Source organism: Nocardia seriolae NBRC 15557, from assembly GCF_007990715.1.
In the GTDB taxonomy this organism is placed as follows: Bacteria; Actinomycetota; Actinomycetes; order Mycobacteriales; family Mycobacteriaceae; genus Nocardia; species Nocardia seriolae.
Genome location: NZ_BJWY01000070.1, coordinates 17,529 through 38,944 on the forward strand (window position 1 = coordinate 17,529; position 21,416 = coordinate 38,944).

The window sequence follows — 21,416 nt, forward strand, 5'->3', positions numbered from 1 at the left end:
GAGACGGAGGTGAGCGGGCTACCGCACTATGCCCCGATGCTGGCCACGGCCGGGATCGTCCCCGGCGACGACGCCCAGTGGAGCTACGAGGTCAAATTCGACGGCATCCGCGCCATCGGATACATCGGCGAGGAGCTGCGGCTGCTGTCGCGCAACGACAGGAACATCACCGCGGCCTGGCCGGAGCTGGCCGGGCTCGCCCCGTCGGATCCCCCGTTCGTCGTCGACGGCGAGATCGTGGCGTTCGCCCCCGACGGGCGCTCCTCCTTCGCGGCCCTGCAACCCCGCATGCACCAGCGCAATCCGGCCACCATCGCCGCCCTGGCCGCCGCCACCCCGGCCACCTACATGATCTTCGACCTGCTGCACATCGGCGACCGCCCCCTGATCAACCTGCCCTACGAGCAGCGCCGCCAACTCCTCGAGCAACTCGCCCCGCACGGCCCGCACTGGCAGACCCCGCCGCGCCTGAACGGCCCCGGCACAGCGGTTCTGGAGCAATCGCGACGCCTCGGCCTGGAGGGCATCATCTGCAAACGCCTCGACAGCACCTACCAGCCGGGCCGCCGCAGCCCGCGCTGGATCAAGGTCAAGAACATCCGGGACCAGGAGATAGTGATCGTCGGCTGGCGTCCCGGCAGCGGCGCGCGCGCCGGTCACATCGGCTCGCTGCTGATGGCCGTCCACGACGCCACCGGGCCGCTCACCTACATCGGTAATGTCGGCACCGGTTTCACCCGCGCCACCCTCGACGCCCTGGCCGCGAAACTCGAGCCGCTGCAACGACATACGCCCACCGTCGCCGCCCCCGTCCCGGACGCGGTCTGGGTGGAGCCCGAGCTCGTCGGCGAGGTGAGCTACTCCGATTGGACCACCGACGGCCGCCTGCGCCATCCGTCGTGGCGCGGCCTGCGTGCCGACAAGACCCCGCGCGAGGTCACGTTGCCGGACGACCGTTGACGCGTGTCGGCGATCGAACCGCCGGGACATGCGGACAACCCGCCGTCCTGGGGGTTTGACCCGCGCGGCAGGGGGCATGCCCGTTATATGTTCACAATCATCGGGCTCATCGCTCTGCTGGGTGCTGTGACCGTGGGGGTGGCCGGGGTTCAGGCCAACAGCGGTGGGGAGCACGCATTACCCAGCGGTTTCACCGTTTTCGACCATACCTACGGCGGGTCATCCGGATTGTTGTTCGCCTACGGGATTCTGGTGGGCGCGGTCGGCACGGCGGGTTTCATCCTGTTGCTGGCCGGTGCCTGGACCACATCCCGGCGTGGCGTGCTGGCGCGGCGCGAGCTGCGGCAGTCCCGGCGCGAAATGGCGGCGGCGCGAAAGGAACTCGCGAAACCTGTATCGGTGGCCGAGCCTGCGCGTAGCGTGGATTCGCCCCGGCAGCCGGTGGTTCCGATGACCAAGCCGCCGCAACGGCAGTTCCCGCGGCCGAACTGGTCGGTCAATCCGTTCCGGAAGCGTCCGGGCGCGCCCGCAAAAACCGAATCCGTCGCCAAATAGGACCGCGGTCGCCGAGGAGTCGGATCCCGGTCCACAGAGGACATCGCATGCTCGCCGTGCTCGGCCTCGCGCTGATCGACGCCGGCTGGCTCATCGCCACCCCGGCACTGACCTCCCTCGGCATCCTCGTGCTGACCGCCGCCCTGATCCGCTGGCTGCTCGGCGCGCCCGCCCGCTACCTCGCCCATCCCCGATATTGACGGGACCGACCGGCGCCCCGCGCCGGTCGGCTAGCGTCGCTGTCATGACGGTGACGGTGCTGGTTCCGGACAACCATGGATTCGAGGCGGTCTCGCGGCTCGAGGGCGCGTGCCCGCTGCGCTACACCCTCGGCGAACCGCTGCCGGCCGGGGCCGACGCGGCGGAGGTACTGGTGCCCACCTTCCTGGCGGGCGGCCCCGAACACATCGAGCTGGCGCGGTCGCTGCCGAAACTGCGGCTGGTGCAGTTGCTCACCGCGGGCGCGGAGGCGTGGGTCGGCAAGCTGCCCGGCGACGTCATGATCTCCACCGGCCGCGGCGCGCACGGCGCGAGCACCGCGGAGTGGACCATCACCGGATTGCTCAGCGTCTACCGCGAATTCACCGGCTTCGCGATCGCGCAGCGCGAGCACCGCTGGACCCAGCATCGCACCGACACCCTGCACGGCAAGCGCATCCTGATCATCGGCGCGGGCGATCTGGCCACCGAACTCCAGCGCATGCTGCTGCCTTTCGACACCACCGTCGAACTGGTCGGCACCTATGCCCGCGAGGGTGTGCACGGCGTCGACGAAATCCCCACCCTGCTGCCACATTTCGACGCGGCGGTGCTCATGGTCCCGGTCACCTCGTCGACCATCGGCATGGTGGACGCCGAGTTCCTGTCCCGGATGCCCGACAACGCCATCCTGGTCAATGCCGCCCGCGGCCCGGTCGTCCGCACCGACGACCTGCTGGCCGAACTCGAATCCGGCCGCCTGCGCGCCGTTCTCGACGTCACCGATCCCGAGCCGCTGCCCGCCGACCACCCCCTGTGGGATGCCCCCGGCCTGCTGCTCACCCCGCATGTCGGAGGCAGCAGCAATGGAAATCTGAAGCGCGGCTGGGCGATTGCCACCGCGGAGATCGCGCGCTACCTCGCGGGCGAACCGCCGAAGAACCTGGTCCACGGCGAATACTGAAGACCCCCTGCGGGGTTCGGGCGCAGCCCTCAGCATCTCGGGGGGCTTCGGGGCTAAGCCCCCGAGAGTTACGAGAGTTGCTATAAATCCTTGCCGATGGGTCTGTTGATCCCCCGCCATTCCCGCTCCCAGCGGGAATATCGCCGGGCGTCGAACACCGTGCCGGTGAACCACACCGTCGCCGCTGCCGCACACCAGGATTCGACCAGCACCGCGAGCCCGGTGCCGATCCCCTCGGCGGCCGCCGCGCCCGGCCGGGCCGGGGCCAGCGTCGGCTGCCCGTCCTTGACCCACAGCGTCACCGCAGCCCCCGCGGCCTGCGGCCCGACGACATCCACGGTGGCCGTGGCGGTCTTGCCGTCGATACTCCATTGCACGGCAGCCTGATACCGCTCGTGCCCCGCGTAATGGTCGGGATCGGGCTGCCGCACCGCATCCGCGGTCGACACGGCCGTGACCTTGGTCTTCCCCGCGTCCTGCGCCGCGATCCGCGCTTGCGCACCGGTGTAGCTCACGGTCCCGATGGCCCCCGCGACGGGCACCGCCGCGGCCACCACGATCACCGCCACCGCCCGCAGCACCACCTCGGCCCGATCCGAGACACGCATCAGCGGATTGGGGTTCCAGGGCCGCACACGCCACAGGCGTGTCGGCAACGAAGGACGCATCGACACCTGGACCGCCTCTCTCCACGCGTCGCCGTACCGGCTACATCGGTAGCTGTACCCAATCTGATACGCCTCGAACCGGGGGAACGTCAAGGTCACAGCGTTGCGAGTGCGTTACGCGGCCTCCGGATCCACACTGTGCTCACGTTTCGCCAGTCGCAACGCCCGCTGCTGACCTCCGCGCGACGATGGGTTCGAGACTGGCGCCAAGGCCCGGTACTACCGCGACGATGGCTTCAAGGTAGTCGGCGAGGTAGCCCGAAGACGTGAATCCACCTGCGGCAGTGGTGAAACCGTCACTTTGCGCAAGGGCGGTCGGCAACGTCGTCCAGCGATGACCGCCTGCGTCGGAGGCGCCGGTCAGGTCAGGCGTTCACCACGTGCTCGACCCGATCGCGGTCGGCGTGGATGTTCCAGAATTCGAGAGCGATCTCGTCGGGGGCGCGATGCGGCACGCCTTCGGGAGCCTCGGCGAAGGGCAGGAGGTTGATGACGACGGTCGCGGCCAGCACACCCTCGGAGCCCAGGGTGTTGTGGAGGTTGTGGACCCAGTTCCGCAGGCCGGCCTGGGCAATGTTGGTGGTGGCCAGCATCGGGTAGGGGTTGATCGCGCCTCCGCCCATGCTGAAGAGCAGCGTGCCGCTCTTGGCCGCCAACATGGCAAGCAGCACCGCTCGGGTTGCGGCGACGGCACCATGCAGGATCACGTCGAGCTGTTCCTGCAGGTTTTCGGCACGCACTTCGGCCGGGTTGACCATTACGAGGCCGGCGTGCGGCGAGAACTCCAGCACATCGATGCGGCCGAAACGGGTAGCGGCAGCTTCGAGGGCCGCGGTGAGCGCGGCGCTGTGTGGAAGTACATGCCGTGTTGCAGCGGTGACAGTGGCCGAACGTCGATCAGTCCCGGTCGCTGCTGTTGCCAGCGCTGAATCTCGGCCTCCGGCCAAGTGACCAGGGCGAAAGGCTCGATGGGCGCGGCGATTTCGGGTGTGACGGCGGCGACGGCGGCCAGTCCCGCGATGGTCTTGTGGTCGAAGACATCTCGGGCGCTGAACGCGAGTCCGGCCGAGCGGGCGCGGGCGACCAGTTGCAGGGCGCTGATGCTGTCACCGCCGAGGGCGAAGAACGAGTCGTCCACGCCGACCCGGTCGCGGCCCAGCAGGTCGGCGAACAAACCGGCCAGCGTGTGCTCGGGCGGGGTTCCCGGTGCCCGGTATTCGGCGCTGTCATCGGCGAATACGGGAGCGGGCAGGGCCCGGCGGTCCAGCTTGCCCACCGGGGTCAGCGAAATGGCGTCCAGCACGACCACTGCCGCGGGCCAGCGCCGGACCGGCCAGATACAGCTCACCCGTCGCGCCCGGCGGCACCGGCCGCAGCCAGCTGTCGAGCACCAGCAACGAGAACCCGCACACCGGGCCGCCCAGGGTGATCGGCACGTCCGGCCGCAACTCGGCGAATCTCGTTGCGACGATGGTTGTTTCGGTCGGACCGTACAGATTCACCAGGCGTCGGCCCGGAGCCCAGTGCGCCACGAGTTCCGCACCCACCGCCTCGCCGCCGACCGCCAGCGTCCGCAGCTCCGGCAGATCATCCGGACGCATGCTGGCCAGCACCGACGGCGTGATCAAGGCGCGGGTGACCCGCTGTTCGCGCAGCAGCTCCTCCAGTGCCGCACCGCTGTAGGCATCCGGCGGTGCGACGATCAGGGTGCCGCCGCAGCCGAAGACGAACAGCGCCTCCAGGATCGAGGCGTCGAAGCTGGGTGAGGCCACATGCAGCACCCGCGCCTCTTGGTCCAGGCGCATGGTCTCCCGGTGCTCGGCAAGGAAATTCGCGAGTCCGCGGTGATCGAGCAGGGCGGCCTTGGGTTTCCCGGTCGAACCGGAGGTGTAGATCACGTACGCGATCTGCTCCGGCAGGACCCGGCCGCCCCGCTCAAGATCCGACACCGGGGTCGCCGGTTCGGAGTTCACGCGTCGCATGGTGCCGGGATCATCCAGCACCCGCCAGTCGATCAGCCCCGGTAGCCGGGATGCGCTGTCGCGCACGGCGATTCCGAGTGCGGCCCGAGAGTCGAAGAGCACGTGCTCGATGCGATCGAGCGGATGGTCGGGGTCCATCGGCAGGAACGCCGCACCGGTCTTGGCGACCGCCCACAGCGCGATGAGCGATTCGATCGAGCGGGGTAGGGCCAGCACCACGAACTGCTCGCGACCGACGCCCCGGCGCAACAACTCTCGTACCAGCCGGTTCGACCGGGCATCCAGCTCGGCGTAATCGAGCCGCCGGTCCCCGCAGATCAGCGCGATCGCACCTGGGTCGGAAGTCACCGCGCCGGAAAGGATTTCGGGCAGGGTTCGCGGTGGCACCGAGTCCGCGCCCCGCACCGGTGCCAGCGCCCGGCGCTCGGCGGCGTCGATGACCGGTACCCGCACCAGCGCGGTGCCCGTGCCGGCCGCCAGGAAGCGATGCAGGAAGGCCAGAAACCGCCCGTGGTGCGCGGCCAGTTCGGCTTCGGTGTAGAGATTCGGGTTCGCCTGCAGGTCCAGGTGGGTGCTCTGCCCGCCCACGCCCGGATACACATGGACGAACAGGGTCGTCGATCAGTCCCGAGGTGAGCACGTGCAACCGTCCGACCACCGGTCCGAGGTGGATCCGGTTGTCGAACACCATGAGATTCACCGTCGGCCCGAAGGAGGTGGCGATGTCCATGCTGTGGCCCAGGTCGCGGAAGATGTCCTCCTGCCGGTACCGCTGCCGCCGCAGCGCGCCGGTCAGCTCACGCCCGGTGGCGGCGAGCACCCCGCCGACCGTCATTCCGGGATCCCGGCGCAGCCGCAGCGGCACCACATTGGCGACCATGCCGCCGGAGCGGCGCAGCGTCGCGGTGGTCCGGCCCGAAACCGGCAGGCCCAGGGTCACTTCCCGCGCATCGGTCATGGCGCCCAGATACGCCGCGAAGGCGGCGACCACGATCGGCGCGATACTGCTCGACTCCTCCGCGGCCGTCCGATCCAGCAATTCCACCGTGGCCGAGGGCAATTCGGCGGAGACGAGGATCGGCTGCGCGGCCGAGCCGCCGGTGCGCCCGGCCAACGTCACCGGTTCGGCGAGCCCGGCGAGATGGTCGTGCCAGTACTCCCGGTCCGCCCGCATACGGGTCGAATCCCGGTAGGCGAGATCGTCGTTCACGATTCCCGGCAGTGCTGCCGCCCGCGCGGGCGGCAGCACTTCCCCGGCGCGAATCGCGTCGTAGATCTCGCTGGTGCGCTGCATCATCGTCATGGCGCCGGTGCCGTCGATGACGATGTGATGCATCCGCGAATACAGGAACCACGACTGCCCGCCCAGCCGCAGCAGCGCCACCCGGACGAGCCGATCCGCGTACAGATCCACCGGGGTCGAGTACTCGGCCCGCATCCAGGCGCGGGCCGCCTCGGGCGGGTCGGATTCCCCGCGCAGATCGACGATCCCGACCTCGATCTCCAAGCCCGGATCGACCAATTGCCGAGGCACCCCGCCGGTTTCGATGAGCCGTAGCTCACCGCTGCCGAACTCACGCCCGGACTGCCGCACGGCCCGCGTCAGCACCTCGATATCGACCGCACCGGCGATTTCGGCGTATTGGGCGATGGAGACGGAGACCGCACCGGCGACCTGCTGGGCGAACCACAGGCCGCGCTGTGCGGCCGACAGCTCGAACGCGCCGGTGGCCGGGGCCGTCTGTGCTGGGGCGGATCGGGGCATGGTTGTCTGTCTGCTTCGGATGGGTTCGTTCAGCTCGCGCGGTGGTCGCGGCCGAGTTCGGCCGTGGTCAGCGGCGCGCCGGAGGTGCTCAGGTACTGCCGCAGCGCCGCCCCGTCGTCGAGCACCAGCCAGCCGACGGCATCGGTCAGCCCGCCGCGCCGAGCCCGCACGGTCACCCCCACCGCGGCCGTGGGCGTGAACACCCCGGCCTCGACCGAGTCTGCGGCCGCCCCGATCTTGGCCAGCGCGTGCCGGACCGCGACCGCCTCGAATTCGGGCACCGCGGCCAGCCCGACCAGGCAGCCCGGTGTCGCCCCCAGCCGCACGAGCATGCGGGCCAGCCGATTCGACCAGCGCTCGAGCTCGGCGAAATTCAGCTCGAACCGGCCGTCGGACGCGACAACGCGATCGCGATAGGAAAGACCTTCCAGATACGTGAGAACCGCTTCCCGGCGACCGGCCAGCGTGCCGGTCGGAGCGGGCAATATCGTCATCGGTACAGACAAGGCAGTCTTCGGCACATAGAATGTGGTGGCGGACACCTGAATGAATCCTCCCGAGTCGTTCGGCATGAGAGCGGAATTACCGCGGTGCGATTCGAGGATCCGGCAAGCGATTTCGCACGACATCGGGCGAGAATCGCTCCCGGACCGTGAAATACCCAGAGCAAGGGGTGTCAACTGGGGTTTTGCCGCGGATCACGGGTCTACGGGTGGGACCACATCCGCGAAATGTAATGCCGCCGAATCTCTTTCGAAGCGCATTACTCAATCCACCGTAACCGCCCGCAAACCCGGTTGGCAGATCCGGATCCGTGGGCACACCGGCCAGTGTCCACACTCGAAAACATCCGGCACCGAACAATGCCGAACCATGGAATCCGATGTATCGAAGAGGTAAACTCCGGTATCAAACCCGAAAAGACTCAGCAATCGTTCCGCTATATGTCACATCCTGCTGGCACAAACGCACGATTGCGGGATAACGTCGGGTTCCGTCGATAACACATCGGGCACGCGGTTCGATACACGGACCAAGGTGCCGATTGTTTCGCTCGACGGTTGACGGCACGGGTCGGGGGATCCAGCCGAGCGGAGGTCCGCACATGAATGTCTCTACAGCTGAATGCGCGCCCGCGAAGGTGCGGGTCATCGAGAGCAATCCGGCGATCGCCGAAATCATGATGCTCGTGCTGACCACCGCCGGCCACCGGGCGTTCCAGCACACCAGCGGTCGGCAGGCGCTGCGCGCGCACGCCGGCATCGGTCCCGATGTGATCCTGCTGGCCGGGTCGCTGCCCGATGTGGCCGCCGAGGACATGTGCCGGGAACTGCGGGCGCGCACCGCCGTGCCGATCATCGTCCTGAGCACCGACCACGACCCCGATCTCGCCGAGGCCCTGCGGGCCGAGGGCGCGTCGGACTGCCTGCGCCTGCCCGTGCACACCCGGGAACTGCTGGATCGCATCTCGACCCTGCTCCAGGAAGACCGGCAGGCGATCGCGCCGCCCGGCTCCGCCACCACGAAACCGGCGCCCAGCGCCGCGGCCTGATCCGTCGCCACCCTTCGGGCGCTCCCGCGAGCTGTGGTCGCTCTCGGCCGGAGTCGATAGGGTGCGGCGGTGGATACAGCGGAGTTCGTTCAGCGCGGCGGCACGATCATGGATCGGCTCTCGACCACACAGGCCGCGCCGCCATGGCAAATTGTGGTCGGCACCGGTGTGCTGGCGCTGGCGCTGGTGGTCTTCCACCCGACCTGGCGGATCCTGCGCAACGCGGTGACCATCGCGCACGAGGGCGGGCACGCGTTCACCGCGCTGCTGACCGGGCGGCGGCTCAATTCCATCCGATTGCATTCCGACACTTCCGGTCTCACCGTCTCCAGCGGGAAACCCTATGGGCTGGGGATGATCCTGACGATGGCCGCGGGCTACCCCGCGCCCGCGTTGCTGGGCCTGGGCTACGCAGCGCTGCTGGGCGCGCATCGGATCACGCTCATGCTGTGGCTGACCATCGCGCTGCTGCTGGTGCTGCTGCTGAAGGTCCGCAACTGGTACGGCCTGCTGTCGATCCTGGTGACCGGCGGCGTGGTGTTCGCGGTGTCGTGGTTCGGCAGCGACACCGCCCAGGCCGCGCTGGCCTACGCGGCGGCCTGGTTCCTGCTGCTGGCGGCGGTGCGGCCGGTGATCGAACTCCAGCGCAATCGGGCGCACGAGCCCAATTCCGATGCCGATCAGCTCGCGCGCCTGACCCATATCCCGGGCCTGCTGTGGGTGCTGGTCTTCGGCGCGATCGCGCTGTGCTCGCTGGTCTTCGGCGGGCGGCTGCTGCTGGCCGATGTGTCGGGGATCTGCGTGCCGCCGCTCACCCACAGCACCTGCGCGGCAGTCGCCGCACGGTGAGCATTGCCCCACCTCGGGGCGAGACCGGTATCGCTGCAAGGCTTCTGGTGAATGCCGACTAACATTCGGTATGCACCGTCCGGGTGATCACGAACACCGGATTTGCCCGGATCTCGGCCCGCCTCGACCGAGGGCGGGCGTTCGATCGTTGCGGCAGGAGGGTTTCGGGATGGAACGACCGGCATGGGCCCCGGAGGGCGTGGACATGAACCGGCCCAGTCCCGCGCGCATGTACGACGCGCTGTTGGGTGGCTCGCACAATTTCGAGGTCGATCGCCAAGCCGCCGAGCAGGCCAAGAAGCTGGTCCCGGATCTGCCCCGGCTGGCCCTGAGCAATCGCGCGTTCCTGCGCCGCGCGGTGCGGTTCCTGGTGGATTCGGGGGTGCGGCAGTTCCTCGATATCGGCTCGGGTGTGCCGACCGCGGGCAATGTGCACGAGGTCGCGCAGGCCATCGATCCGGAGTGCCGGGTGCTCTACGCCGATATCGATCCGGTCGCCGTCGCGCATGCCCGTGCGATTCTGCGCGGCAATGATCGCGCCGCGGCCATCGAGGCGGATCTGCGCGCGCCCGCGGCCCTGCTGGAACAGGCACGGGCCACCGGCGTCATCGATTTCGACCAGCCGGTCGGCGTGCTGCTCATCGCGGTCCTGCACCTCGCCAGCGATGCCGACGCACCGGTCGAGAAGGTGAACGCGCTCTACGACGCGGTTCCGGTGGGCAGCTACGTGGCCATCTCCCATCTGACTTCGGCGAGCCGCCCCGACGATGCCGCGAAACTGCAGAACAATTCGGCCAAGGTGAGCCGGATCGGATTGCAGTTCCGCTCCCGCGAGGAGATCACCGCGCTGTTCGGCAAGTGGGACCCGATCGAACCCGGTGTGGTGGAATTGCCGTTGTGGCGGCCGGAATCCGACCGCGATCAGCATGAGGAGCCGGGCCGTTCGCTCGGTTTGGCGGGTGTGGGCCGTAAGGCCTGAGCGCACGGTCAGGGTTATCGCACCTGGCAAATACATCGGGGTTGACCGAATGCGGCAGGGCAGACAGGGGTTGGGGGTCAGCGGTGGGAGCATGTGAGCTGGCGGTCCGGTGGGCCGACTCACTCGACGGCGCGGTCGCGCCCACGCTCACCCGGGCCCAGGTCGAGGAGCTGCTCGACGGTTTCTGCGATCGCCTGATCGCGGCGGTGCGCGGCAGCGCGGACATGTCGGTGGCCCGCGAGGCCGCCGCGGCCCTGGTGGCCGCCAACTACCGCGATCCGCTCGCCGTGCACCGCTCGGTACTGGTGTTGTGCGGGGACCTGGTCGAAACCGTCTGCCCGGAACCCGATTGCGAGGACTACTGGCCCGTGCGGCACCGCGGCATCGAGCTGGCCGCCGAATTCGCGGCCGAATTCACCGCCGGATTGCGCAATGTGGCGCTGTCCGAACAGGAGACGACGCTCTACGCCGCGCTCACCGCGGCCCGCGAGGCCGAGGCCCGGCGGCATCTGTCGGAGGCGCGCTTCCAGGCCATCTTCGAGGGCGCGTCGGTGGGCATCGGCACCGTCGACATCACCACGGGACGGGTGGTCGATGTCAATAACGCCATGGCCGAAACCCTGGGCGTGCCCGCCGCGTCCATGCCGGGCCGGTCGGTGGCCGACATTCTCGGCCCGGCCAATATCGGCGAGGCGTTCGGATTGTTCCAGCGCCTGCTGTCCGGGGAGATCGACCGCTTCCGGTTCGAGACCGACCACACCAAACCCGATGGCCAGCACACCATTATCGACCTGTCCATGACCATCGTCCGCGACACCGACGGCGCGCCGCGCTTCCTGATCGGCGTCACCGTCGATGTCACCGACCGCAAGCAGCTGGCCGACCGGCTCTGGTACGACGCCCACCACGATTCGCTCACCGGACTGCCCAACCGGCTGCTGTTCTTCGACCGGCTCGCCGCCACCACCGGGCAGGTCGGGGTCTGCTACCTGGATCTGGACGGCTTCAAGGAGATCAACGACCGCCGTGGCCACACCGCCGGCGACCAGGTGCTGCGCGAGGTCGGGCAGCGACTGCGAATGGCGTTGCCGCCCAACGGGGTCGCCGCGCGGCTGGGCGGCGACGAATTCATCGTGCTGGTCGAAAGCTGCACGGGCCGGGAGGAATTGGCGACCGTCGCGGACAATCTGCTGGCCGCGCTGCGCGATACGTTCGATGTGGCCGGGCTGTCGGTGCGGGTGGGCGCGAGCATCGGCACCGCACTGGTCGATACCGACGCCACCGCAGTCGACGAGCTCATGCACGCCGTGGACACCGCCATGTACCGGGACAAGGCGCTGCGCCACGGCGGCGGGCCGGTGCCGCGCTAGCGCGGCACTAGATCACGAACGGCACCAGTGCCTTTCGCTCGGCCGGGTAGTCGCCGAACTTCTCGCGGTACCAGCGGTGGGTGACGAAGGCCCGCGGCACCAGATTGCCGAAGGTGATCAGGAATATGACCACGCCGGGCAGCGCCCAGGTGAGGATGGCGAAACCCGCCCAAGCGACCAGCTCGCCGAGATAGGTTGGGCTGGTGACGAATCGGAATCCCAGACCGTAGGGAATCTTGTATTCGGTTGCGCCCGGGTTGTTCTTGTCGCGCAGATTCCGGACGATGCGCTCGGAGCTGACCAGCAGGGCGAAACCGGCCAGGTAGACGACCGATCCTACGATGAAGCGGGGGTCGGTCAGCCAGTCCGTGCCGTACTGCCCCAGGTAGTCGTGGCTGAACAGCGCGCCGTTGAGGTAGCCGTGCAGCGCCGTCACGAACATGCCCATGCCGAGCACCGAAACATTGAAACTGCTGGTCTTGCCGGGCACTTGGCGGATATTGAGGGGGAAGAACCAGCCCCGGTTGCCGTAGTGCAGAATCCAGATGGCCGCCAGCACCAGGGAAGTCGGCTCGAAACGGTGCGGGCCGCTCAGGTACGCGACCGCGAAGACCACGGTGGCCGGAATCTCCATCAGCCACCAGCCCAGCTTCGGATTGAGATTGAGGCCGAGCTTGGTGGTGGCGAAGCGGCCGTAGGGGCTCTGCCCGAAGAGGCCGCCGATCAGCACGAAAGCGGCGAACGCGAAGGCGATCGTCAAGACGGTGTCGTAGACGGTATTGCCGGTGTACCAGTTCATTCGTGGTCCTTCATGTGAAAAAACTAGAACAGGTTCTACCATGCTGGGCGTGCCGACCGGTACCCACCGATGGCCAGCGCCGGTAACCGGCGGGTAGGTTGGCGGACACCCGGAGGGAGGCAAGGTGGGTTCGCAGGGATGGGATGTGCTGATCGAATGGATGCCGTTTTTTCTCGAGGAGGACGAGGACGCCGACGAATCCGGACTCGGCTGGAACCCGCGGTTCGTCCAGGTCCGTGACGAACTCACCGGCCGCCGAGTGCATTTCGCGCAGCAGGGCACCGAGATCGAGGTGATCGTGGCAGTCCCCGACGACGCCGCCGACGCCGAACGACTGCTGGGCGTGCTGGGCGCCCAGCCCGACGGCACCTGGGACCCGGTGCCGCTGCCCTCGGAATCCGATGCCACCGCACCGGATCCGCAGTGGCGGGCCATGCAGCGGGTGCATCAGCAGCCGCGGCTGGCCCGCGAGTGGAGCACCGGCTGGCAGCGCGGAGAGGCCGTGGACCTACGCCGCGGCGTCGCCGAATCGGTGGTGACGGTGCTGCGCGACGGGCTCGGCTTCGACGGCAGCCGCTTGCGCTTCGCGTCCTGGAGCATGGACGCGCCGGGCCTGGGCAGCTACGGCCTGCCCGCCGACCGGCCCAGTGAGCGCGAAGCGCCCGTGGTCTGTTCGGACTGGCCCGATTTCGAGGCGCGCCTGAGCTGGGCACTGACCACGCTGCCGTGGGACGGCGTGATCAACCTGAGCACCCCGCACCCGGGCCCCGACCCGTGCTTCGTCCAGTTCCTGCACGGCCGCCAGCTTTTCAACGAGGCCAGCGGCTGGGATGTGGCCGGCCTGGGCGCGGGCGAATTCGACCGCCGCATGCGCGATCTGGGCTGGAGCTTCGCCCCCCACAGCGTCCCCGGCGGCGCGGCGCTCATCTGGGAGGGCCCGCTGGCCAAGGCCGGTTTCAACCCCAACCTGCGCGGTGCGCCGCGGCGCACGGTGGCGACCTTCACCGAGGTGTTCACCGTGGGTCATCCGCAGGATCTGGTCTTCCGTGCCTTCCGCAACGGGCGGCGGCGCGACCCTGCACTCCGTTACCTGGACATCGAACTCGGCATCCCCCGCGACGTCAGATGATCAGAGGCGGCGCAGGTCGATCGGGAGGCCGTCGGCGGGCATGGGGCCCGTTCCGGCTACCAGGGGAACGTGGTAGCCGGGCGGGACGGTCCAGCCGTAGTTGAGCAGCATCTGGTGCATGGTCGCCTTGACGGTCATGCCGCCGAAGTAGCGGCCTATGCACTTGTGCGCGCCACCGCCGAAGGGGGGCCAGGCGAAGCGGTGGGATTTGTCTTCGGCGCGAGCGGGATCGAAGCGTTCGGGGTCGAAGACGTCGGGGTCGTGCCAGTACTCGGCATTGCGCATCATGGAATAGGGTCCGGCCATGACCAGGGTGCCCTTGGGGATGAAGTAGCCCGCGATATCGGTGTCCGCCAGGGCTTCTCGCACCATCTGGCCGACCGGGGCGTACATGCGCAGGGTTTCGCGGAAGGCCCTCTCCAGGCTCGGCAACCGGTCCAGGTCTGCGTAGTCGAGGGTGGGCTTGCCCAGGGCCTGCGATTCCTCGCGCAGGCGCTGCTGCCAGTCCGGGTGGCGGGCCAGTTCGTAGGCGAGCATGGAGATGGCGAGGGTGCTGGTGTCGTGGGCGGCCATCATCACGAAGATCATGTGGTCGACGATGTCGGCGTCGGTGAAGGATTCGCCGTCCTCGGTCTCGGCGTGGCAGAGCACGCTGAACAGATCCTCACCGTCGCCGGCGCGCTTGGCGGGCAGTTCGCGGCGGAAGTAGTCCTCGAGCAGGCGGCGGCCGCGCAGGCCCCGATTCCACACTCCCCCGGGAATATTCGTGCGGATGATGGCCGCGCCGCCGTGCACGGCGTCCTCGAAGGCGCGCGAGAGGCGGGTGCCCTCGGGGCCGAGTTCCGCGCCAGCGAAGACCACGGTGGCCTGCTCCAGCAGCATGCGCTTGACGTGGTCGTAGAGCAGGAAATCCGATGCGGGCCGCCAGGATTCGACGCCGCGCACGATGCGCGGGGTGGTGAGGTTGAGGTAGCCGATCAGGCGCGGGCGGGTGAATGCCTGCTGCAGGATGCGGCGGTGGTAGGTGTGATCGTCGAAGTCGCGCAACAGGATTCCGCCGCGGAAGAAGGGGCCGATGAGGAATTCCCAGCCCCGCTGCGCGGAGAAGACGTGTTTGCGGTCGAGCAGCAGTTCCTCGAAGGCCGCGGGCGAGCCGAGGCCGACGACCTGGCGGCCGAAGATCCCCATCCACTGCACCGGTCCGAAGAGCTTCATGCGCTCGCGGCCGAAGCTGAGCGGATCGGCGAGGGTGGCCACCACGTGGCCGATGCCGGGCGGGCCGGAATCACCCATCACCGGTTTGAGCCCGCTACCCGGCGGCGGGGTCGCGAGCGCGCGCGGCACGGACGGGTAGCGCTCCAGCACCCCGGCGGCGCGGCACTGAATTCGGTGATTCACCACGGCTTTTCGTACAGCCATGTACCAACGGTAGCGGAAACGAGAATATCCGTAAACGGTCGTTTCCCGATTTCTGTGCGAAGCTGTGTGGGTGACGCGAGCTTTCAACGGGACCTATCGCGGCACCACCACCGATGAGCGCCGCGAGCAGCGGCGGCGGCGACTGCTGGACGCGGCCCTCGAGATCGTCGGGACGCAGGGGCTGGCCGCGTTGACGGTGCGCGGGGTGTGCGAGCAGGCCACGGTGGGGCCGCGCTTCTTCTACGAATCCTTCACGGATCTGGACGCTTTGGCGGCGACTCTGCTCGACGAGGTGCAGGGCGAAGCCCTGGAACGGGCGCGCGCGGCCATGACCGACACACCCGGCGGTCCCGATGAGAAGCTGCGCGCCGGGGTGGCCGCGCTCATCATCGCGGTCACCGACGATCCGCGGCGCGCGAATATCGCCTTCGCGCAGGCGTACGGCAGCGAGGAGCTCATGCGCCGCCGGTTCCAGGGCATGCGGCAGGTGGCCGAGTTGCTCATCGAGCAGACGCGGATACTGCTGAACCGGCCCGAGGGCGACGACACGGCGCTGACCACGTTGGCGCAGTTGATCACCGGCGGTGCGGCGGAACTGATCCTGGTGTGGCTGGACGGCGGGCTGAAGGTCGAGCGGCCGGTGCTCATCGATCTCGTCGCCGATTACGTGGTCGCCATGGTCGATCGGCTACCCAGCCTGACCGCACGGCTCGGCTGAGCGTCCCGCCCGGGCGGTTCAGGAATCGCGATGGCCCACCCCGCTGGCGAGAATCTCGTCGACGACGATCTTGGCGGTCTCCGAACAGGCGGTGATGCCGCCGTTGGCGTACTCCTTGACCGCGTCGCCGACATTCCAGAGATTGGCGATCGGCGTCTCGTGCGGCAGGTCGTAGCCGGCGACGGCGCGCTGGGGCGGCCAGTCGTCGCGGGTGACGGCGATGGACAGGATGCGGGTCTGCTCGAAGCCGAGGATCTCCTCGCGCAGATCCTGTAGCACCAGGGCGGTTTCGGCCTCGGGATCGAAGTCGCCGACCGAGGGTTTGGGTACGCCGGTGCCGACGTAGAGGTGCCAGCCCGGCGGGGCCATCTCGGGGCAGGTGGCGGTGAAGTTGGCGACATAGCACAGCCGCCGGGTGCGGGCGAAGCTGAGCAGGCCGGGCGCGGTGATCAGGGGTTCGCGGCTGGCGAAATTGACCGAGATCATGGCGCAGGGCAGATCGCGTTGCAGCACGGCGCCGACGTAGTCCGACGGAAAGTGCTCGGGGCCGACGAGATCCAGCGTCGCCGACGGGCCGATATCGCTGACCGCGAAAGCACAAGCGACATCGACGGTTTCATCGCCCCGGTGGACGCGCGCCCCGGTGACCCGATCGTCCTCGACCAGCAGCCGCCGCACCTCGCTGTCCAGCCAGACCTGTCCCCCATTGTGTTCCACCACTTCGGCCAGCGCCTTCCACAGGCCGATGGTGCCCTCCGGGCAGAAGCCGAACTTCTTGAACGCGGACTTGTTGGTGAAGTAGGTGAGGAACACCCGCGCGGGCAGCTCCTCCGACCCGACCGCGCAGATCGAGCCGCACATGTTGCGGAAGATCCCCTGCACCGCTTCATTTTTGGTGTATCGGCGCACCCAGTCGGCGGTGGACAGCTCCCGATCGGGCAGCCCGCCGTCCTCGCGGGCCGCGCCGATTCCGGTGAGCAGGTTCGCGCCGTGCCGGGTCAGCTGCGAGATGAGCAGGCCCCAGCCGCCGGTGCTGACATCCACGTCGCGGCCGTTGATCCGGTACAGGATCGGCGGATCCGCCGGGCGCACTTCGAATTTCGCGCCGACCTCCTCGAAGGTCTGTTCGGTGATGCCGCCGATCTCGACGACCACCGCACCGGTATTGATGATGAAACCGTCGAGTTCCTCGGTGGCCGCGCGCCCCCCGACCCGGTCCAGGCGCTCGACCACCAGGGTCCGGTAGCCGTGATGGGAGAGCCGGGCGGCCGCGCACAGCCCGCCCACCCCGGCTCCGACAACCAGTGCGTCCCACCTGTTCTCGCTCATGGAGAACCCCCTCGAGCAGGCTCGGCCCGCTGGGATCACCCCGCTGGGTTCACCCCGGGCTGAGCGTCGGACATATCGGTAATACGACTCCAATTCTCTCGCACCTCGTCCAGCGTCGGGACCGCACTGAACAAGACGGGCTTGTTCGCGAACAGCTGGACCCGGTGCACCGCGCCGCCGCCGACCACGAAGGTCATGCCGGAGTCCTGGTTGTCCTCGCTGACCAGGTAACCCACGATCGGGGCGACCTGGGCGGGCGGCAGCTTCTCGAGCATTTCGGCCGAGGCGATGTCGGCGGTCATGCGGGTGGCGGCGATGGGCGCCACGGCATTGACCTTGATGTCGTACTTGCGGCCCTCGATGGAAAGGGTGTTCATCATGCCGACCAGTCCGAGCTTGGCCGCACCGTAATTGGCCTGGCCGAAGTTGCCGTAGAGGCCGGAGGTGGAGGTGATCATGACGATGCGGCCGAAGCCCTGCTCGCGGAAGTGGCCCCAGGCGGCGTGGGTGACATTGAACGAGCCGAACAGGTGCACGCGCTGCACGGCCTCGAAGGCCTCGGGCGTCATCTTGCCGAAGCTGGTGTCGCGCAGGATGCCCGCGTTGTTGACCACGCCGTGCACCGCGCCGAAGCTGTCGAGGGCGGTCTGGATGAGCGACTGCGCGCCCTCGGTGGTGGCGACGCTGTCGTAGTTGGCGACGGCGGTGCCGCCGGCCGCGCGAATCTCCTCGACCACCGCGTCGGCCATATTGTGTCCGGCCCCGGTGCCGTCGCGGGCGCCGCCGAGGTCGTTGACCACGACCTGCGCGCCCTCGCGGGCCAGCAGGAGCGCGTACTCCCGGCCCAGGCCGCCACCGGCTCCGGTGACAATGACGACTCGATCGGTTACACCAGGCATGAAACTCTCCTTGCGAAATTTAGGTTCCTTTCGAAAAGTAGCAGTAGCGCGCCGGGGCGTTTGTGCTGCCCGACACACTCGTCGCGGAACTGGTCGATCGATAGGGTTGGTGTGATGACTCCGCACCTGCACCAGCGTTATCCTGAACTCGCGCGGACCCTGCCCCATGTGCCGCTGGGCAAGAGCCCGACCCCGGTCCGGCCGCTGGCCTCGCTGGATACGGTCGGCGCGGATATCTGGCTCAAGGACGACAGCGTGTTCGGCGACGGCGGCTGGGGCGGCAACAAGGTGCGCAAGCTGGAATGGCTGCTGCCCGACGCGCTGCGGCAGCATCGGACGACGATCGTGACCGTGGGCGGGCTGGGCACCAACTGGGGGCTGGCGACCGCGCTGTACGGGCGCGAGCACGGGGTGAAAACCGTTCTGGCACTGATCGATCAACCGGTGGACTCGCATGTGACCGCGCAGCTCGAGCGGTTGCGGGCCTCGGGGGCGGAGCTGCATTTCACGCATTCCAAGGCGCGCACGATCGCGTCCGCGCCGTGGCTGCTGGCGCGGGGCTTCTCGGGGTGGCGGCCGCCGTATTTCCTGCCCGCGGGCGGATCCTCGGCGGTGGGTGCGCTCGGATATGTCGAGGCGGCACTGGAATTGGCCGAGCAGGTGCGCTCGGGTGAGCTACCCGAGCCGAGCCATATCGTGGTTCCCGTCGGTTCGGGCGGGACGGCGGCCGGGCTGTCGCTGGGGCTGCGGCTGGCCGGGCTCGCGACCCGGGTGGTGGGCGTGGTCGTGAATGACACTCTGCGACTTGACGAACCGGCCTTGGCCAAGCTGGCCGGGCGTTGCGAGCGGCTGCTGCGCAGGCGCGGCGCTCAGCTTCCCGAAAACCTGTCCCCCACCGGCAATCTCGAGATCGTGACCGAGTATCTCGGGCCCGGCTACGGCCACCCGATGCCGGAAGCCGCGACCGCGCAGGCACTTTCGGCCGATCGGGAGCATATGACACTGGAGCCGGTGTACACCGCCAAGGCCATGGCCGCGCTGCTGGACATGAACGCGCACGGCCGGTTCGGCGACGGTCCGGTGGTGTACCTCAATACCAACGGACCGCGCTGACACCGGCTTTCGCATCCGATCGGCTCACGCGGTGGCGAGCTTGGCGGCCAGGAATTCCTCCCAGGTGCGTTCGCCCACGGCGTGATCCGGCGTCAGATTGCCGCCCGCCGCGTAGGCGCGCGACGCCTTGCCCGGAGCCTTCATGGTGAACACCGGGCGGCGACGGCCGGTGGCCGCCAGGTAACTGCGCTCGAGTTCCTTCATCGTGTAGATCTTCGGCCCGCCGATCTCCGCGACGTAACCCGCGGGCTCACCCAGCGTCAGTTCCACCAGACGCGCTGCCACCTCGGCGGCTTCGATGGGCTGGAACCGGAAATCGACGACCGGCACCACCGGCATCCGGCCCAGCGCCGAGACCATGGTGAAGAGCAGATCGTGGAACTGGGTGGCGCGCAACGTGGTCCACGGCAGGCCCGAATTCTCCACCACCAGTTCGGCATCCCGCTTCGAGGCCATGTAGGCCATGGTCTGCCGATCGATGGCGCTCTCCACCGGGACGCGCTCCGCGCCGACCACCGAGATGAAGACCAGATGCGGGAACACCCCCGCCGCCTGGATGCCGTCGACCAGCGCCTGCGCCTTCTGCCCGTCGCCCTTGTTCGTACCCGCCAGGTGCAGCACGGTGTCGACTCCCGCTACCGCCGCGCCGACCCCCACACCGGTCTGCAGATCCCCGGCCACATACTCGATCCCGTCCCTCGCCTCCCGCGCGGTGCGGCTCAGCACCCGCACGCTGACCCCCGCCTCCCGCAACAGCGGGGTGACCAACTTGCCCAACGTGCCCGTACCTCCGGTAACCAGAACCGTCTGCGCCATGATGACCATCTCCTTCGTCGTATTCGCGCCGCCTCGATGGCGTCCTGCCGAGTTGACGACGCACCCCCGGCGGTTGTGACACGACGTGACCCACGACACCTCCCCGCCCCGCCGCACCCTGGCCGCCACGCCGCGAAGTCCGGTCGGCCCGTACTCATCCTGAACCGCGGCCACACCCGAGCCCACGAACCTCACCGCCCCCACTCTTTCCGCCCTCGCAGCCGCCCTGGCCCCTGACAGCCGCAACACGACGGCATGACATCGCCTGATTTTCAGGCGTTTCCGGACAGCCATGCACGAAATCACTTGCACAACAGTTGTTGTCGAATAGCTTCCGTAGACGTGGCCAAGACGCCGACAAATTCGCACGACGCATACTTCCGGCACGTGCTGGCCCGCCCACCCGACGTGGCCAGCGAGTTGCAGGCAGTCCTCCCGGAAGAGCTGGCGGCGAGGCTGGACTGGAACAACCTCACCCTGCAATCCTGCAGCTTCGTATCCCAGCACCTGCGTTCGCGCTTCAGCGACCTGCTGTTCCGCACTCGCCTCGAAGGGCACGAGGCCTTCGTCTATCTGCTCATCGAGCACCAGAGCCGACCCGACCGACTGATGCCGGTCCGATTGCTGGAATATCAGGTCGCCATCTGGAATCGCTACGTGCGCGAACATCCCGACTTCGAGACGCTGCCGATCGTCGTTCCCTTGGTCATTCACGCCAGCCCCGACGGCCGACGCTGGAACGTCCCGACCGAACTGTCCGAGTTGCTCGACATCGACCCTGCAACCCGTGCGGTTATCGGCGACTATCTGCCGCGATTCCGCTTCCTACTCGATGACCTCACCAAGGTCGAACTGCCGACATTGCTCGATAGAAGACTGACGCCGCCAGCCCGAGTCCTGTTCGTGCTGCTCAAGATCGCCTCAGGTAACAAGCAGTTGGGCGCGGACCTCCTGCCCTTGGTCGACGATCTGGAAGCGCTGCTGGCGGGGCCCGATGGCGAGGCGGACTTCGAGTGCGTGGTGACGTACATTCTTACTGTCGGCGAAACCAGGAAATCCGATCTGGGACCGCTTATCGATAGGCTCGGTCCCCGAGCGCGGGAGGTCATGATGACAACTGCCGAACAGCTCCGCGCCGAAGGCGAAGCGCGAGGTGAAGCCCGGGGTGAAGCTCGGGGCGAGGCTCGGGGACGCGCTGAGAGCCTGATCGAGCAGTTGGGGTTGAAGTTCGGGGAGCTGTCGGCCGCGACGGTCGAGACTGTCCGGTCCGGCGAGGTCGAGCAACTGAGAGTCTGGGCCGCCCGTGTTCTCACAGCTACCAGCCTCGAAGCGGTCTTCGGCCACTAGTGTCC

Annotated in this window: 21 protein-coding genes and 2 pseudogenes; 12 read left to right on the forward strand and 11 right to left on the reverse strand. The window is 68.3% G+C overall.

Features of this window, described 5'->3' with window-relative positions; all coding sequences use genetic code 11:
* Positions 1–36 precede the first annotated feature (36 nt).
* From ligD to NS2_RS21005, 4 genes are all read left to right on the forward strand, one after another.
* A complete protein-coding gene (gene ligD / locus NS2_RS20995) occupies positions 37–960 on the forward strand; it encodes a non-homologous end-joining DNA ligase (protein ID WP_045439606.1) in 924 nt (307 codons plus the stop codon).
* Positions 961–1,047: 87 nt separating this feature from the next.
* Positions 1,048–1,515, forward strand: a complete 468-nt coding sequence (locus tag NS2_RS21000) for a LapA family protein (protein WP_033089052.1) — start codon at positions 1,048–1,050, stop codon at positions 1,513–1,515.
* Positions 1,516–1,562: 47 nt separating this feature from the next.
* The gene (locus NS2_RS36175) at positions 1,563–1,715 is read left to right on the forward strand and encodes a hypothetical protein (protein WP_155239674.1); all 153 of its coding nucleotides are present in this window, start codon (positions 1,563–1,565) and stop codon (positions 1,713–1,715) included.
* A gap of 44 nt (positions 1,716–1,759) precedes the next feature.
* Complete coding sequence (locus NS2_RS21005) at positions 1,760–2,677, forward strand: 2-hydroxyacid dehydrogenase (protein WP_033089051.1); 918 nt, start codon at positions 1,760–1,762, stop codon at positions 2,675–2,677.
* An 80-nt stretch (positions 2,678–2,757) separates the two neighbouring features.
* On the opposite strand, the gene NS2_RS21010 is transcribed toward NS2_RS21005, so the two are convergent.
* The 6 genes and pseudogenes from NS2_RS21010 to NS2_RS21035 form a co-directional block, all read right to left on the reverse strand.
* The gene (locus tag NS2_RS21010; RefSeq protein ID WP_425575509.1) at positions 2,758–3,345 is read right to left on the reverse strand and encodes an Rv1733c family protein; all 588 of its coding nucleotides are present in this window, start codon (positions 3,343–3,345) and stop codon (positions 2,758–2,760) included.
* Between the two features lie 365 nt (positions 3,346–3,710).
* Complete coding sequence (locus NS2_RS21015; protein ID WP_071811943.1) at positions 3,711–4,292, reverse strand: SDR family NAD(P)-dependent oxidoreductase; 582 nt, start codon at positions 4,290–4,292, stop codon at positions 3,711–3,713.
* Positions 4,293–4,408: 116 nt separating this feature from the next.
* A pseudogene (locus tag NS2_RS37680) lies at positions 4,409–4,654 on the reverse strand (phosphopantetheine-binding protein); the annotation flags it as partial.
* Positions 4,572–5,927, reverse strand: a complete 1,356-nt coding sequence (locus tag NS2_RS21025; RefSeq protein ID WP_071344299.1) for an AMP-binding protein — start codon at positions 5,925–5,927, stop codon at positions 4,572–4,574. The gene NS2_RS21025 and the pseudogene NS2_RS37680, both read right to left, overlap by 83 nt.
* Positions 5,928–6,075: 148 nt before the next feature.
* A pseudogene (locus tag NS2_RS38485) lies at positions 6,076–7,092 on the reverse strand (condensation domain-containing protein); the annotation flags it as partial.
* A gap of 29 nt (positions 7,093–7,121) precedes the next feature.
* The gene (locus NS2_RS21035; RefSeq protein WP_052486638.1) at positions 7,122–7,586 is read right to left on the reverse strand and encodes an AMP-binding protein; all 465 of its coding nucleotides are present in this window, start codon (positions 7,584–7,586) and stop codon (positions 7,122–7,124) included.
* A gap of 611 nt (positions 7,587–8,197) precedes the next feature.
* Here NS2_RS21035 and NS2_RS21040 point away from each other — a divergent pair.
* The 4 genes from NS2_RS21040 to NS2_RS21055 all read left to right on the forward strand — a co-directional run bounded on the left by NS2_RS21040 (position 8,198) and on the right by NS2_RS21055 (position 11,842).
* Positions 8,198–8,644, forward strand: coding sequence for a response regulator transcription factor (locus NS2_RS21040; RefSeq protein ID WP_063876857.1), 447 nt, complete (start codon positions 8,198–8,200; stop codon positions 8,642–8,644).
* Positions 8,645–8,713: 69 nt separating this feature from the next.
* Positions 8,714–9,493: a M50 family metallopeptidase gene (locus tag NS2_RS21045; RefSeq protein ID WP_063864973.1), complete on the forward strand. Its 780-nt coding sequence runs from the start codon at positions 8,714–8,716 to the stop codon at positions 9,491–9,493.
* 169 nt (positions 9,494–9,662) lie between these two features.
* Positions 9,663–10,472, forward strand: coding sequence for an SAM-dependent methyltransferase (locus tag NS2_RS21050; protein WP_033089049.1), 810 nt, complete (start codon positions 9,663–9,665; stop codon positions 10,470–10,472).
* 83 nt (positions 10,473–10,555) lie between these two features.
* Entirely contained in the window at positions 10,556–11,842 is a 1,287-nt protein-coding gene (locus NS2_RS21055; protein ID WP_033089048.1) for a sensor domain-containing diguanylate cyclase, read from the forward strand.
* 7 nt (positions 11,843–11,849) lie between these two features.
* On the opposite strand, the gene NS2_RS21060 is transcribed toward NS2_RS21055, so the two are convergent.
* Positions 11,850–12,641: a phosphatidylethanolamine N-methyltransferase family domain-containing protein gene (locus NS2_RS21060; RefSeq protein WP_033089047.1), complete on the reverse strand. Its 792-nt coding sequence runs from the start codon at positions 12,639–12,641 to the stop codon at positions 11,850–11,852.
* 124 nt (positions 12,642–12,765) lie between these two features.
* Between NS2_RS21060 and NS2_RS21065 the strand changes: the two genes are divergently transcribed.
* Positions 12,766–13,770, forward strand: a complete 1,005-nt coding sequence (locus tag NS2_RS21065) for a TY-Chap domain-containing protein (RefSeq protein WP_033089046.1) — start codon at positions 12,766–12,768, stop codon at positions 13,768–13,770.
* On the opposite strand, the gene NS2_RS21070 is transcribed toward NS2_RS21065, so the two are convergent.
* Positions 13,771–15,189, reverse strand: coding sequence for a cytochrome P450 (locus NS2_RS21070; RefSeq protein WP_081986066.1), 1,419 nt, complete (start codon positions 15,187–15,189; stop codon positions 13,771–13,773).
* Between the two features lie 70 nt (positions 15,190–15,259).
* Here NS2_RS21070 and NS2_RS21075 point away from each other — a divergent pair, with 70 nt between their 5' ends.
* Positions 15,260–15,907, forward strand: coding sequence for a TetR/AcrR family transcriptional regulator (locus NS2_RS21075; protein ID WP_033089068.1), 648 nt, complete (start codon positions 15,260–15,262; stop codon positions 15,905–15,907).
* 18 nt (positions 15,908–15,925) lie between these two features.
* Here NS2_RS21075 and NS2_RS21080 read toward each other — a convergent pair whose 3' ends face one another.
* Together NS2_RS21080 and NS2_RS21085 are read right to left on the reverse strand one after the other, a co-directional pair.
* On the reverse strand, positions 15,926–17,236 hold the full coding sequence (locus tag NS2_RS21080) for a phytoene desaturase family protein (RefSeq protein WP_033089045.1): 1,311 nt from the start codon (positions 17,234–17,236) through the stop codon (positions 15,926–15,928).
* A 35-nt stretch (positions 17,237–17,271) separates the two neighbouring features.
* Complete coding sequence (locus NS2_RS21085; protein WP_033089044.1) at positions 17,272–18,135, reverse strand: SDR family oxidoreductase; 864 nt, start codon at positions 18,133–18,135, stop codon at positions 17,272–17,274.
* 114 nt (positions 18,136–18,249) lie between these two features.
* Between NS2_RS21085 and NS2_RS21090 the strand changes: the two genes are divergently transcribed.
* Positions 18,250–19,248 (forward strand): 1-aminocyclopropane-1-carboxylate deaminase/D-cysteine desulfhydrase, encoded by a 999-nt coding sequence (locus NS2_RS21090; RefSeq protein WP_033089043.1) that lies wholly within the window; start codon positions 18,250–18,252, stop codon positions 19,246–19,248.
* A 24-nt stretch (positions 19,249–19,272) separates the two neighbouring features.
* Here NS2_RS21090 and NS2_RS21095 read toward each other — a convergent pair whose 3' ends face one another.
* A complete protein-coding gene (locus tag NS2_RS21095; RefSeq protein ID WP_033089067.1) occupies positions 19,273–20,064 on the reverse strand; it encodes an SDR family oxidoreductase in 792 nt (263 codons plus the stop codon).
* 342 nt (positions 20,065–20,406) lie between these two features.
* Between NS2_RS21095 and NS2_RS21100 the strand changes: the two genes are divergently transcribed.
* Positions 20,407–21,411 carry an Rpn family recombination-promoting nuclease/putative transposase gene (locus NS2_RS21100; RefSeq protein WP_033089042.1) on the forward strand — a complete coding sequence of 335 codons (1,005 nt, stop codon included), beginning with the start codon at positions 20,407–20,409 and terminating at the stop codon, positions 21,409–21,411.
* Positions 21,412–21,416 lie beyond the last annotated feature (5 nt).

Excerpts from the sequence above, each read along its gene's own strand:
- NS2_RS21050 (WP_033089049.1), top strand. The coding sequence starts at position 9,663 with ATGGAACGACCGGCATGGGCCCCGGAGGGCGTGGACATGAACCGGCCC.
- NS2_RS36175 (WP_155239674.1), top strand. The coding sequence starts at position 1,563 with ATGCTCGCCGTGCTCGGCCTCGCGCTGATCGACGCCGGCTGGCTCATC.
- NS2_RS21090 (WP_033089043.1), top strand. The coding sequence starts at position 18,250 with ATGACTCCGCACCTGCACCAGCGTTATCCTGAACTCGCGCGGACCCTG.
- NS2_RS21085 (WP_033089044.1), bottom strand. The coding sequence starts at position 18,135 with ATGCCTGGTGTAACCGATCGAGTCGTCATTGTCACCGGAGCCGGTGGC.
- NS2_RS21035 (WP_052486638.1), bottom strand. The coding sequence starts at position 7,586 with ATGACGATATTGCCCGCTCCGACCGGCACGCTGGCCGGTCGCCGGGAA.
- NS2_RS21095 (WP_033089067.1), bottom strand. The coding sequence starts at position 20,064 with ATGGCGCAGACGGTTCTGGTTACCGGAGGTACGGGCACGTTGGGCAAG.
- NS2_RS21000 (WP_033089052.1), top strand. The coding sequence starts at position 1,048 with ATGTTCACAATCATCGGGCTCATCGCTCTGCTGGGTGCTGTGACCGTG.
- NS2_RS21080 (WP_033089045.1), bottom strand. The coding sequence starts at position 17,236 with ATGAGCGAGAACAGGTGGGACGCACTGGTTGTCGGAGCCGGGGTGGGC.
- NS2_RS21005 (WP_033089051.1), top strand. The coding sequence starts at position 1,760 with ATGACGGTGACGGTGCTGGTTCCGGACAACCATGGATTCGAGGCGGTC.
- NS2_RS21060 (WP_033089047.1), bottom strand. The coding sequence starts at position 12,641 with ATGAACTGGTACACCGGCAATACCGTCTACGACACCGTCTTGACGATC.
- ligD (WP_045439606.1), top strand. The coding sequence starts at position 37 with ATGCTGGCCACGGCCGGGATCGTCCCCGGCGACGACGCCCAGTGGAGC.
- NS2_RS21070 (WP_081986066.1), bottom strand. The coding sequence starts at position 15,189 with ATGGCTGTACGAAAAGCCGTGGTGAATCACCGAATTCAGTGCCGCGCC.
- NS2_RS21040 (WP_063876857.1), top strand. The coding sequence starts at position 8,198 with ATGAATGTCTCTACAGCTGAATGCGCGCCCGCGAAGGTGCGGGTCATC.
- NS2_RS21010 (WP_425575509.1), bottom strand. The coding sequence starts at position 3,345 with ATGCGTCCTTCGTTGCCGACACGCCTGTGGCGTGTGCGGCCCTGGAAC.